General features: G+C 49.5%; 12 protein-coding genes. All 12 read right to left on the bottom strand.

The features are described 5' to 3' along the window. Positions 1-17: 17 nt before the first annotated feature. Positions 18-1,793, bottom strand: a complete 1,776-nt coding sequence (locus NQ559_RS07335; RefSeq protein ID WP_026318591.1) for an asparagine synthase-related protein — start codon at positions 1,791-1,793, stop codon at positions 18-20. A gap of 230 nt (positions 1,794-2,023) precedes the next feature. Beyond that, positions 2,024-2,530 carry a 3-deoxy-D-glycero-D-galacto-nonulopyranosonate 9-phosphatase gene (locus NQ559_RS07330; RefSeq protein WP_018696982.1) on the bottom strand — a complete coding sequence of 169 codons (507 nt, stop codon included), beginning with the start codon at positions 2,528-2,530 and terminating at the stop codon, positions 2,024-2,026. 571 nt (positions 2,531-3,101) lie between these two features. Continuing rightward, positions 3,102-4,142 (bottom strand): N-acetylneuraminate synthase family protein, encoded by a 1,041-nt coding sequence (locus NQ559_RS07325; RefSeq protein WP_018696981.1) that lies wholly within the window; start codon positions 4,140-4,142, stop codon positions 3,102-3,104. A gap of 9 nt (positions 4,143-4,151) precedes the next feature. Then, on the bottom strand, positions 4,152-4,907 hold the full coding sequence (locus NQ559_RS07320) for a cytidylyltransferase domain-containing protein (RefSeq protein WP_022333565.1): 756 nt from the start codon (positions 4,905-4,907) through the stop codon (positions 4,152-4,154). Positions 4,908-4,972: 65 nt separating this feature from the next. Next, positions 4,973-6,064, bottom strand: a complete 1,092-nt coding sequence (locus NQ559_RS07315) for a nucleotidyltransferase domain-containing protein (protein ID WP_018696979.1) — start codon at positions 6,062-6,064, stop codon at positions 4,973-4,975. Beyond that, positions 6,065-7,174, bottom strand: a complete 1,110-nt coding sequence (gene rfbB, locus NQ559_RS07310) for a dTDP-glucose 4,6-dehydratase (protein WP_018696978.1) — start codon at positions 7,172-7,174, stop codon at positions 6,065-6,067. It abuts the gene before it with no gap. Continuing rightward, positions 7,171-8,043 (bottom strand): dTDP-4-dehydrorhamnose reductase, encoded by an 873-nt coding sequence (gene rfbD / locus NQ559_RS07305; RefSeq protein WP_018695455.1) that lies wholly within the window; start codon positions 8,041-8,043, stop codon positions 7,171-7,173. Before rfbD ends, rfbB begins: the two co-directional genes overlap by 4 nt. After that, positions 8,036-8,608 carry a dTDP-4-dehydrorhamnose 3,5-epimerase gene (gene rfbC / locus NQ559_RS07300; RefSeq protein ID WP_018695456.1) on the bottom strand — a complete coding sequence of 191 codons (573 nt, stop codon included), beginning with the start codon at positions 8,606-8,608 and terminating at the stop codon, positions 8,036-8,038. Before rfbC ends, rfbD begins: the two co-directional genes overlap by 8 nt. Before the next feature lie 4 nt (positions 8,609-8,612). Beyond that, complete coding sequence (gene rfbA / locus NQ559_RS07295; RefSeq protein WP_026318292.1) at positions 8,613-9,497, bottom strand: glucose-1-phosphate thymidylyltransferase RfbA; 885 nt, start codon at positions 9,495-9,497, stop codon at positions 8,613-8,615. A 67-nt stretch (positions 9,498-9,564) separates the two neighbouring features. Continuing rightward, complete coding sequence (locus NQ559_RS07290; protein ID WP_018695458.1) at positions 9,565-10,737, bottom strand: glycosyltransferase family 4 protein; 1,173 nt, start codon at positions 10,735-10,737, stop codon at positions 9,565-9,567. Between the two features lie 81 nt (positions 10,738-10,818). Beyond that, positions 10,819-11,724: a hypothetical protein gene (locus tag NQ559_RS07285; RefSeq protein WP_018695459.1), complete on the bottom strand. Its 906-nt coding sequence runs from the start codon at positions 11,722-11,724 to the stop codon at positions 10,819-10,821. A gap of 55 nt (positions 11,725-11,779) precedes the next feature. After that, positions 11,780-12,325 (bottom strand): UpxY family transcription antiterminator, encoded by a 546-nt coding sequence (locus NQ559_RS07280; RefSeq protein WP_018695460.1) that lies wholly within the window; start codon positions 12,323-12,325, stop codon positions 11,780-11,782. Positions 12,326-12,534: the final 209 nt, after the last annotated feature.

Here is a 12,534-nt window from a genome sequence, read left to right as displayed (position 1 = left end):
AGAATCGATTCTCTATTTTATTTTTTAACTACGTTCTTCCGATAATAGACACAGAGGGCGCTCAGATAATTGGCAAACGTAACCATATAAGAGTTTTTCATCTCCCATTTACTCCGGTGTGCAATGATTTCACGGGCTTTGGCTTGGTAGCCAAATCTCCGGCAAAAAGAGTCGGAAGAGCGTAAATCGTCGCGCAAGGTCTGCTCCACCCGAATACCCAGAACACCGTTCATCATCAGATGACTGGAGAGTGATACGGCTTTAGCTCTTACCATAATATTCCAGGGCAATTCTTTTTCAAAAGCTTTGCGCAGAACATATTTATTGACGCGTACAGGTTTATTGCTGAATCCATCAAGTCCAGCCATAGTCTTGTTCGCCAATTTCCAAGGAATAGTCGATGCAAATTGATTGAAACGCTGTTCGTAGAAGGGTAGTACCGTAGTAACCCCGCGATTATGGGCCATATCGACCATATAACGAATATCATCGGTATACTGCTCCTGCCATTTTTTCTCGATAAGTCGATTAAATATCTCCCTGGAACTCATTCCAGCATGCAAATCAACCCGGTACCAATCGCAGATTTTCTCAAAATTGGACATATCGTATCTCCAGGTTTTGTATTTGACCGGATCGGCCATAAATTTCCTTCGCAGGATAAACCATTCGGGTACCAACGCATTGACAAGCAGATGGGAGTACTTCACTCTTCGGTCAGCCGCATTATAGAGTTTCAAAAGACAGGAAAGCCGCTCATACAAGTCCACCACTCCTTTACCGAATGCCCCCCAACCACCTGTTCCCTGATGAGATATTCGATCAATTACCTTCATATCTACGCTATTGACTGAAGGAGTATGAAGTCTGGTATCCTGTCCAGCAAAATAACGCACTGAAATGTCGTTTGATAAATGAGGCCGAAATATCCAATTTCCAAAAACTGGATTATTCATCTTTTGTAAATCATCTTCATAATCAGCCACAATTTTAGGATCTGCTGGATCGACCGTCACAACTTCCGTATTATACCCTAAATAAGAAGCCAATTCTTGAGCATATATAGTTTCATCTTGCGAACTTCCCGCAATACGATAGGAAACAACTCGTGTTTGTTCCGGACAAATATTATGTAATGAAGCTAACATTACACAAGAGTCTATGCCTCCGGATAAATAAACCACATTATTTTCACCAGCCCAATCAGCATGTACTTCCAATATCTTTTCACGCAGCAGACGTATATTTTCTTCCTCCGAATAATCGTTCTCAGAATACTCGATCGGCAATGATTCTCGCTCAATAGATTGCAAGGTTCCTCTTGGTATATAGTGCAACATCTCACCAATACGCACCTCATTCACATCTTCGTAAATAGTATAACCATCAGGTATGAACTGCTGATAAAGCAAAAAATCCGTATAGAATTTATTTATGTCTGTGGAAACATTATAAGCGATATCGTGCATATTGGTCGCCACAACTAACCGTTCTGTAAGCGAATCAAAATAATAATATCCAGATTTCTGCCCCATTGAATCACGCATCATATTTAACATACCGCTCTTCCGGTCAACCAAAACAATAAAATATCCTCCGGCAAATATTCGATTAGCTAATTGGTGGGAAAGTTCACTCCTTAACACTGAAACCGTCGCAAAAAATTCTTTTTTAGATATATTCCGATTCATTAAACCATATGCCCAGAATATACGCTCACCATCATCCAAGAAAATCTCATCTGATTCCACACGTCCTATACGAATCGAATTACCACAAATTTCTATATACATTTTTCAATCATTTTATTAACAATTTTAAAGCATAGATATAATGCCTAAATAAACAATAGCATCTCAGAATTATGAAATCATATCTGCCTCCAGACTACTTTAACAAAGACTTCATTTTATATGAACACTAGCGATTGTCATTTAAAATTCAGCACAAGCCTTTATCACATTTATAGTAAAAATATCCTCTTTCCAATGACATCACCCTTGGTATTGACACCTTTTTTTCACTAGCTATTTTCAGAAATATATCCCTGAAATAACGTCACCAAATTATCCTGCAACAATACCTCGACAAACTCTCTGAAAACGCCCTCGCCTCCTCGTTTCTGAAGAGATACAGTTGCCAACCGACGTATATACTCCGGAGCACTCGCAGGAACTCCGGAAACACCGACCTTCCGAAGCAATTCAATATCATTAAGGTCATCTCCAATATAAGCAACTTCATCCAATGAGATGCATAGTTCACCACATAACCCTTGGGCAATTTCAAGCTTATTTGTCACACCTTGAAAAAGGTAATCAACACCTAATTTCTCCGCTCTGCGTTTGACAATAGACGTGGTTTCTCCCGTCAATATACCCACAGGTATACCGGCCCGATGCGCGAAAAAAACCCCCGCACTATCATAAGTATGGAATTTTTTCCATTCATTTCCAGTCTGATCGTAATACATACCACCATCAGTCCAAACACCGTCAATATCGGTAAGGATTAATTTTATATTATTCATATTCAGCTATATTTCGAGCAGGCACACCTTCGCAAACAGCCTGGGAGGGGGGGAACTGCGAAGACAAACAGCATTAGCCCCTATTACACTGTAATCACCTATGGTTATTTGCCCCAACATATATTATGACATTATTGCCAATAATCGGCCGGCCGCCGTTTCTATCCCCTATAGTAACACCCTGAGACAGTTGTCTCCAATTACGCATCGGACACCAATAACACAGCCGGCACCATGATTTATCTTTAATCCCCGACCAATTTGAGCAGAATAGTAAATTTCAACCAGACCGGGAATTCGTTCCAAAACAGAATAAACAGAGGCTTGCTCTTCATTACCCTTCAGATAAAGTAATCTGGCCAATCTGTAAGTTAATACAGGGTGTAATTGCGGTGTTATGTTAAGCCGATGGATATCTATTACCTCACCATCATACCACCGACGATAATCATCTATAAATTGATCAATAGCGTTTTTATATAATTCAACATCATAATCCAGCTTTTCCTCACTGAAGTAGGTCTTTGATTTCTAAAAGTGGACAAGTTGATATATCTCAAATGCATCCATTCTATGAAATCATTTCCGGGTATATTATTTCATCTGCAGGAATATCATGGAGCACTTTGCGTCCGATCACTTCCGCGCGATCCACCCATTTATATCCATCCCCGGGACTCAAGAGATGAATATCGTTTTCAGAGATTATTTCTCCCTGTCGAATACTCCTCCGGGTTGCAATCGACCGCTCCAATTTAATTTTAGCGCTTAGCACATCCTTTTCAATATACAGATCTTCTGTCCCCATCCAACGCTCTGCAACTCGGATATCCCGAACCATTCGGTATACGCCATCCGGCCCCAATGACCCAGCCTGATCGGTACCTTTCATACGACGATCGATCGTAATATGCTTCTCGATTATTTCTGCCCCCAGCCCCAACGCGACTATAGGAGCTGAGATGCCAATCGTGTGATCCGAAAAACCTATTTTATACTGGGGATAATTTTTTTTCAGATAAGATATGGTTTGCAAATTTAGGTTATCCGGTGCTGTCGGATATTGTGATACACAATGAAGGATGGAAATATCATCATGATATTTAGTGATGGTGGCCAGAGCATCATCTAGTTCTTTTTTTCCGGCCATCCCCGTAGAAAGAATGATGGGAATGCGTGTCTCAGCCATAGCTTCCAATAATGGCAGATTCGTCAGATCACGACTTGCAACCTTCAATTTATCCGGCGTAAACAATTTTAAAAGAGAAAGACACCCTTTAGCACAAAGGGTTTCGATAAAATCCAACCCTTTGGATTTGGCATATCGATATACTTCATAATGGGCTTGGTCATCCAGTTCGAGGTAAGCCCGATGTTCCCCATACGTAGCTCCAAAAGAATTTGGGGTGTTGTATGGTCTATTCATTTGAGAAACAGTAAGTTCCTCTTTCAAATCCCGACGGGTCATCTTGACTGCATCCATAGGTTGCAGATCCAGTCCGAACACATCTTCCTCTATCGGTCTGCATATCAATTCGATGATCAACTTTGCAATATCGACGGAACCGTTATGGTTTTGCCCAATTTCACCGATAATATATGTCTTTCTCATATTTATATTTTATTTTTGATTGGATTTAATAATCTCATCCATTGTTGCATACAGGCATGCATGTCCATCAAGGTACGATACGACATCTTTTATCGTGAAGCGAGGATTTACCTCAAAAACAGCCTGAAAAATTTTCTGCTGGATACGAAAGTCAGTCAATGTATCTATGGTTAAGCGGATTGTCCGCTTTTCAAGGTCAGCCGGAATCGGATTTAAGATTATTTTAAAATCGTTAGGATGAGTATAAATATAATTTGTTACGTGTTCGTGATATACTTTCTCCGCCGTCTTCCGAGCAACAAGTTCCAATGCTGCCAGTGTAACATATTCAGCCCAAAAGCCAAAATGGGTTTTTATGGTTGGAGTATGATTGCTCGTACAAAATGATACATAATCTGCATCGATATTTTCACTCGCTAAAATCAATGAATCAAGCGATTCAATATCTAAGAAAGGATTATCAGCACAAATTCTGATAATTTTCGAAATCCCATAATATCGGGCTGCTTGAATAAAGCGATCCAAGACATCATTTTCATCTCCCCGAAAGCATTTCACCCTGTGTTCCCGAACTAAATCGCATATGGCATCATCAGGAGATGATGATGTTGTTGCCACAATAATACTGTCAGCCAACTTACACTGTGTTAACCGAGAAAGCAGAATGCTGAGTATTCCATCATTTCCGTAAAACGGAAGAATCATTTTAGACGGCAGCCGGGTTGACCCAGTACGAGCCTGAATTATTATTCCAAGCTTATTCATTAATATTTATTGTATTGGTCTTATTTTATATATAGCGGTTAATCCACTTTCGAGTAAAATCCAGTTTAATTATATGTTATGGATTTAGGCTTTAACAGATGGCTGTATACCTGCCTGAAGAAGGTTCCTATTATACCTTCGCGGTAAACAATCCTATGTTTCCATCGATTTGCCATCCAGCGACGAAACTTAAACCGGATTATCTGAACAAATCCTTTTTCAGGAAATTTTTCGCTAAATTCGGGATGTAAAATATCATTCAAGACCCGCTTTTCAAGTTTTATATCCCGTTCAAAGGGAGGAATCAATGCTGCATCCAATCCTAAATTGTCAATCGAAATGGCATTCATACAATTCAAAAAGCGATGCATATTCATGCGGCTTGCCATTGCATAAAGTTCCGGCCAATCGATTACATCAGCATGGCGTCGAATAAACATGGCCCAATCGACCACATGCCTGACACCAATCTCCTCGGCGGCAAAATGTGCAGCGGCATGGCGCAAGAGAAAGAGCGCATTGAATCGGGGCGACGGAAGATAAATACTCGCACGTCCCAACCGGATCATTTCTCCGGGTATTTCGGCATATTTTTTCAAGAGCCGTTCTATATCCCGATTCGAGGCATGGGCATGTATATTCAAAAAATCGTAATGATTTTCGACCATAATTCCGTCGATGAGAAAAACTGTATGATGGTGTTTGTCTTCATCGATCCGAATTCCCCATTCACGACATAACAACTCGTCCGCTTCACGCTGTCGACCAAAAAGCCAGATATCGATATCGCCACATTCCCGATGTTCGGGACACGGATAGCAAAAGCTCAGTCCATACCCTTTCAAGAGCATCAGCGAAATGGAATGGGAAGCATAGAATTTTGACAATTCAGCCAATACTTTTTCCTGTTTTCGATAACGATCTTCAATTTGTTTGACATTATAGGCCCATTGCACACGCAAAGACAATGGTAAATATTCCGTTGCATGCAATTGCCGCAAAGCATCCCAGATCAATGCCCCCGTCCCCTGTCGAACAGCCAAACGATAAAGTTCACCCCATTGGAGTTTAGCCAATTCCGGTAAAATTTCTCCCGGGCTTTCAGTTCCTAATCCTATCCTTAGTAAGGAAAAATATATTTTCTCGTCACGGGTCATTTATCTTCCCTTATACATGCTCTGATAGTATTGCTGGTATTCGCCTGAGGTTATGTCGTCCATCCACGATTGGTTTTGGAGGTACCAGCGGACAGTTTTTTCGATTCCTTCCTCGAACTGCAGGCTGGGCTGCCAGCCCAGTTCGCGCTTGAGTTTGCGCGAGTCGATGGCGTACCTCAGATCGTGGCCTGCGCGGTCGGTGACATACGTGATGAGCTTCTCCGACGACCCCTCGGGGTTGCCCAGCAGCCTGTCCACCGTCCGTACGATCACCCGTATCAGGTCGATGTTCTTCCATTCGTTGAAGCCCCCGATGTTGTACGTGTCGGCGACCTTGCCCCTGTGGAAGATCACGTCGATGGCCCGTGCATGATCCTCGACGTACAGCCAGTCGCGCACGTTCTGCCCGCGGCCGTACACGGGCAGCGGCTTTTGGTGGCGGATGTTGTTGATGAACAGCGGGATGAGCTTCTCCGGAAACTGGTAGGGCCCGTAGTTGTTCGAGCAGTTAGTCACCAGCGTCGGCATCCCGTACGTGTCGTGGTAGGCCCGCACGAAGTGGTCGGACGAGGCTTTCGAGGCCGAGTAGGGGCTGTGCGGGGCGTACTTCGTCTCTTCGGTGAAGAACTCCTCGCCGAAGGGCCCGCCGCCGCTCTCCCCGCCCGCAGCATCTCCCTCGGGACGGGTCAGCTCCAGCGCCCCGTACACCTCGTCGGTGGAGATGTGGTAGAACAGCTTGCCTGCCCAATCACCGTTCCAGTATTCCCGTGCCGCCTCGAGCAGCGAGAGCGTGCCCAGGACGTTCGTACGCGCGAAGGTGAACGGATCCCTGATCGAGCGGTCGACATGGCTTTCGGCCGCGAGGTGGATGACCCCGTCGATGTCATACTGACCAAACAGCGCCCGCAGCATATCCAGGTCGCAGATGTCCCCCTTCTCGAACACGTAGTTCGGGGAATCCTCGATGTCCCGCAGGTTGGCGAGGTTCCCCGCATAGGTCAGTTTGTCCAGGTTCACGATCCGGTAATCCGGGTATTTCGTCACGAACAGGCGTACTACGTGCGAGCCGATAAAGCCCGCTCCGCCCGTAATCAGGATAGTGCGTTTCATGGGTTATTTTCTGTGAGTCGTTTCATGCAGTAGATCAAAGCCTCCCTCCAGTGGGGGATGTCCATTTGGAAGGTCTCTTTGAATTTGGTCTTGTCCAGCACCGAGTAGGCCGGGCGCTGGGCCTTCGTGGGGTATTCCGACGTGTGGCAGGGGATGATGCGGCACGTGCCGTGACCCGCGGCCGCGGCGATCTCCACCGCGAAGTCGTACCACGAGCACACGCCCTCGTCGGTGAAGTGGTACACCCCCTCGTTGCCCGCGTAGCGCCCCGTCTCGATCAGGGAGAAGATCGCAAGCGCCAAGTCTCCGGCGTAGGTCGGAGTGCCCACCTGGTCGAAGACCACGCGCAGCGTCTCGCGCTCCGAGGTCAGACGCAGCATCGTCTTCAGAAAGTTGTTCCCGTACTCCGAATAGAGCCACGCCGTGCGCAGGATCAGGTAACGGCATCCCGAGGCCTTCACGGCCTCTTCGCCCGCCAGCTTCGTACGCCCGTAGGCCCCCAGCGGCGAGGTCGCCATATCCTCCCTGTAGGGCGTATGGGCCGTGCCGTCGAAGACGTAGTCCGTCGAGACGTGGATCAGCGTCGCACCCGTTTCTTTGGCCGCAGCTGCGAGGTATGCCGCGGCCTTGTGGTTGAGCAGGTCGGCCCTTGCCTCGTCCTCCTCGGCACGCTCCACGTTCGTGTAGGCCGCGCAGTTGACGATCACGTCGATACGCTGTTCCTTGACCGTTTGAAGCACCGCCCCGGCGTCGGTGATGTCCAGCTCCGCGACGTCGGTGGCCAGGTAGTTGTTGGGCGATACGCTCCCAAGCTGCCGCAAGGAGCTCCCCAGCTGCCCCCGGGCGCCCGTAATCAGGATATTAAGCATAGTAGTCCGTATTGTAGTCGAACAGTTCCGCGGCCTCCGCCAGCCGCGGGTGGCCGCTGTCCTTGGGCGAGAGGACGACATCCCCCGGCGCCAGGCGCCAGTCGATGCCCAGCGACGGGTCGTTCCATGCAATGGCGCCCTCCGATTCGGGGGCATAGAGGTTGTCGCACTTGTATTGGAATACAGCCTCGTCGCTCAGCACCGAGAAGCCGTGCGCAAAGCCCCGCGGCACGAAGAACTGCCGTTTGTTATCCCCCGAGAGCTCCACAGAGACGTGTCGCCCGAACGTGGGCGAGCCCCGGCGGATGTCCACCGCGACGTCCAGCACGCAGCCCCGGACAACGCGCACCAGCTTCGACTGTGCATGCGCTCCCCGCTGGAAGTGAAGACCGCGAAGAACGCCGTACTTCGACATCGACTCGTTGTCCTGCACGAACCGCACGGGGCGTACGAGCCTGTCGAAGGACTGCTCAGAATAGCTCTCGAAAAAATAGCCCCGCTCGTCTCCGAAGACATCGGGTTCGAGGAGAACAACACCTTCTATTTCGGTAGGGATGACTTTCATGGTATCAGTGTCGGGTTTCGTCGAGGAGTTTCAAAAGGTACTGCCCGTACTGGTTCCTGAGCATCGGCTGCGCAAGCTCACGGAGCTTCGCGGCCGTGATCCAGCCGTTATGGTAGGCGATGCCCTCCAGGCAGGCGATCTTGAGGCCCTGACGTTTCTCGATGACCTCCACGAAGATCGAGGCCTCGGCCAGCGAGTCGTGCGTGCCCGTGTCCAGCCACGCGAAGCCGCGCTGAAGCGTCTGCACCTTCAGCTCGCCGCGTTGCAGGAACGACTGGTTGACGCTCGTGATCTCAAGCTCCCCGCGCGCCGAGGGCCGGATACCCTTGGCCACATCCACGACCTTGTTCGGGTAGAAGTACAGGCCCACCACTGCGTAGTTCGATTTCGGGTGCGCCGGTTTCTCCTCGATCGACAGGCAGTTGCCCGCCGCATCGAACTCCGCCACGCCGTAGCGCTGGGGATCCTCGACACGGTAGCCGAAGACCGTAGCCTTGCCATCCTCCTCGGCCGTGCGGACTGCCTCGCGAAGAAGACCCGTGAAGCCCGAGCCGTGGAAGATATTGTCCCCCAGAACCAGACACACGGAGTCATCGCCGATGAAATCCGCGCCGATAAGGAATGCCTGTGCAAGACCGTCCGGGGACGGCTGCTCGGCATACGTGATACGAACCCCGTAGTCGGAGCCGTCGCCCAGTAAACGACGGAAACCGCCCAGATCCTCTGGCGTAGAGATCAGGAGGATGTCGCGGATGCCAGCCAGCAGCAAGGCCGATAAGGGGTAGTAGACCATCGGCTTGTCGTAAACAGGCAACAACTGCTTGCTGACGCCCTTCGTGATCGGGTACAACCGTGTACCGCTGCCACCTGCCAAGATTATGCCTTTCATTACAATAAGTTAAATCTATATTTTATAAATAATGTGTCCCGGACATACAGGGTCGCGAATAAAAAAATCAAACCTTATCCATGACCTGCTGCAACCAGAAAAAAATTCCGGTACGGCTGATATGGGTCTTGTACCCCAGCCGGCGGATAATGCCCATGAATTTCGTGTCGCGGCGGATATGCCATTGCATGAAATGATACAACCCGAACGTGGCCAGAAGGCTCATGCCGACGACCGCATACAGTTGAACGGCGATTGAAAAACCGGCCGCTTCGAACGCCCACCAGCATAATACGACCGCCGTATTCAATCCCAAGATAGCCAATGTCGTCGCGACATGGGAACAACCCATGTCGATGAACATATGGTGCAGGTGGGTCTTGTCGGGACGGAATGGCGACGAGCCCTTCAGCATACGCGTCGACATCACGCGCAGCGTATCGAACACGGGAACCGACAATACCGCCAGCGTGAACGGTACAAGCCCGACATTGGGGTCGACAAAGGCTGCGACCCGCGAGCCGGATTGCAGGATGGCGATCACGAAGACGGACATGACGGTGCCCATGACCAACGTCCCGCCGTCGCCGATGAACATCTTTGAGGTTTTACCGAAGACATTGTGCAGGAAGAAGGGAATCAAGGCCCCGACCGAAACTACCGCCAGGATGGTCATCGCCTCTTCGCCGGCGAGATGGAAAAGTATGCCGAAGATGGTACAGGCCATGATGCAATAACCCGAAGAAAGACCGTTTACGCCATCCACCAGGTTGATGGCGTTGATAATGCCAACGGTGGCAAAAACAGTCAGGGGGACGGCACACCAGGGAGAGATCGGCCCGATGCCCCACAAACCGTGGAAGTCGTTTATGCAATAGCCGCCGACGAAGACCAGCAGCAGCACGACGACGATCTCGATCAAAAGCCGCAGGGAAGGGGAAAGGTTCAGAATATCGTCCATCGTGCCGGTATAGAGCATCGCCATCATGGCCATGATCACGACGGGCAGTCCGGAGCAGTCCACGACGGCGCTCATGCACCCGATCGCGATCACGACCCCGAAGAAAACGGCGACGCCGCCCAAGACCGGGACAGGCGTACGTTGGAGTTTACGGGCATCCGGATTATCGACAATGTTTTTTAACAGGGCGATCTTCACCAGTTTAGGATGGATCCAGCCGACTAAGAAAAGGGCTATAAAGAAAGGAATGATGACTGTGTAGCAAAGAGGCGTTGCCATACTGATTCATTTTATTATCCGGAAAAGGAAGAGGTTTTACATCGACAGCAATCAAATGGAAAATTCAACAGGCTTTATCATTTATGCGATATGCCGTTCCATTTCAGCCTCCAGTCGCGCCCCGATACTTTCGGCAATACAATGTATGACATAAGAAGTGCAATAATACCATGCGTCGCCGCGCACGGGCAGCGTCAGGCTGTAATCGTACATGAACCGGGCGATCCGCCGCGCTACGGGTTTATCGACAGGGAGGGCATTGCCCTGCAATGCGACCTCGTACATCCGCCCCAGCGTACAGAGGTACCCCTCGTCGAAATTCAGGGGGTCGGCAGGGACACGTACGCACCTGCGGTAATACCCCGTCGCCCGCCTTATCACGGCATCGTTCTCCAAGTCGGGAAACATCCAGGCAACCCGGTTCATCACCCCGATACGTTCCAATGCGACCTCGGACGACACCCCCGGCCAGCAGCCATCAGCATCCAGGGCGAATCTCCAGCCGGCCATCTGCCGTTTCAGGAACAGCAGGTATTCGTCATCGACAGCCGGAGCGGGATAGAGCAGGTCGGCCGCGCACATGCAGACGCCCGTCTGTTGAAACAGACCGTTTTCCGGTCGGGCACCGACGACGCCCACAAAATCCCGGACAAGTGCGTCCGCAGCCCGGTAGCAACAGTTTTTCTTCCGCAGATCGACGGAAAACACCGTTTCGCAGGCAAGCGAATACATGGCATGAACCATCCGGCTACGGATCGCTGTGTCGGGCTCGTGTTCAGAGCGTTCAGACAGCGCCCAGAACAAGCTGTCGATCCTGTTGCGATAGGTTTCCTCCGTACCGAATTCCCCGGCAGGCGCCACGGACGACACCAACCCATAGCCCGCGGCAAAAGCCTTTGCCAACGACACGAGCTGCACATTCGTGGCCTGGGCGGGATCGGCATCCAGCAGCAATGGCAACATTTTCTTCAGGTAATTCGGTGTCATGTCAGTAATTTATCGGAACCGGAATAGTTCCTTTTGCAGGTTTACAGGCCAGGGATCATATTTTTTCGACCAACGCGGAGGGAATGGAAGCGGTAGCGACCGCCATAATGCCGTCGATCTTGACAACGACACGTCTGTCCCGGGTGTTTTTCACCCGCATGAACGTGCCTTCGACACCCATGAATACGCCGTCCTTAATCCTCACCTTGTCGCCTTTCGACAACGCGACCTCTTCGGGCGAAAGGAAAATCACCGGTTCGTCGATATTGGCGGCCACGGCAATAAAATTGCGCATCTGGGACTCGGGCACGGTCATAATCTGGTTCTCGCCGTTTTGCTGATGCATCACATAGCGCAGAATCGGCAGCCTGAATGTCTTCAGGTCGTCGATAACCTCCCGCGTGGAACGGACGAAGATATAGTTGTGCACTGCGGCTTCCCGTACCCGGGAAAACCGGCCCTTGGAATCCCGGCGGCGTACGACCCTTACCGGCACGAAATTCTCGACATGCAGTTTGTCGAGATACTCCTTGGTGGAGAGTTCGCGCTGATAGGTAACCCGAAGCACATACCATTTGGCATCTGTGTCCTGACAGTCCATTATTGTGATCCGTTAAGTCGGGATTCGGCACCCGGGAAAGGCGTACAGTTGAGAAAAAAGCGTTCTATGGGGACATCGAAAACCTCTTAAAACCAAGATTTTCAATCAATTACGCGCCTCCCATAAGAACACTTCCGTATTTTAAAGTGCGGTCTCTATATAAGAGACCTTCATAACTTTTGCAAAAGTACTAAAAATAAAGCATATGC

This window comes from Alistipes onderdonkii (genome assembly GCF_025145285.1).
Lineage (GTDB): Bacteria > Bacteroidota > Bacteroidia > Bacteroidales > Rikenellaceae > Alistipes > Alistipes onderdonkii.
This window is presented reverse-complemented; position numbering and strand designations above follow the sequence as displayed.

What these genes read in the sequence shown, in the direction of transcription:
- NQ559_RS07335 (WP_026318591.1), bottom strand. Translation starts at nt 1,793, where the DNA reads ATGTATATAGAAATTTGTGGTAATTCGATTCGTATAGGACGTGTGGAA.
- rfbD (WP_018695455.1), bottom strand. Translation starts at nt 8,043, where the DNA reads ATGCTTAATATCCTGATTACGGGCGCCCGGGGGCAGCTGGGGAGCTCC.
- rfbC (WP_018695456.1), bottom strand. Translation starts at nt 8,608, where the DNA reads ATGAAAGTCATCCCTACCGAAATAGAAGGTGTTGTTCTCCTCGAACCC.
- NQ559_RS07285 (WP_018695459.1), bottom strand. Translation starts at nt 11,724, where the DNA reads ATGACACCGAATTACCTGAAGAAAATGTTGCCATTGCTGCTGGATGCC.
- NQ559_RS07290 (WP_018695458.1), bottom strand. Translation starts at nt 10,737, where the DNA reads ATGGCAACGCCTCTTTGCTACACAGTCATCATTCCTTTCTTTATAGCC.
- NQ559_RS07280 (WP_018695460.1), bottom strand. Translation starts at nt 12,325, where the DNA reads ATGGACTGTCAGGACACAGATGCCAAATGGTATGTGCTTCGGGTTACC.
- rfbB (WP_018696978.1), bottom strand. Translation starts at nt 7,174, where the DNA reads ATGAAACGCACTATCCTGATTACGGGCGGAGCGGGCTTTATCGGCTCG.
- NQ559_RS07315 (WP_018696979.1), bottom strand. Translation starts at nt 6,064, where the DNA reads ATGACCCGTGACGAGAAAATATATTTTTCCTTACTAAGGATAGGATTA.
- NQ559_RS07320 (WP_022333565.1), bottom strand. Translation starts at nt 4,907, where the DNA reads ATGAATAAGCTTGGAATAATAATTCAGGCTCGTACTGGGTCAACCCGG.
- NQ559_RS07330 (WP_018696982.1), bottom strand. Translation starts at nt 2,530, where the DNA reads ATGAATAATATAAAATTAATCCTTACCGATATTGACGGTGTTTGGACT.
- rfbA (WP_026318292.1), bottom strand. Translation starts at nt 9,497, where the DNA reads ATGAAAGGCATAATCTTGGCAGGTGGCAGCGGTACACGGTTGTACCCG.
- NQ559_RS07325 (WP_018696981.1), bottom strand. Translation starts at nt 4,142, where the DNA reads ATGAGAAAGACATATATTATCGGTGAAATTGGGCAAAACCATAACGGT.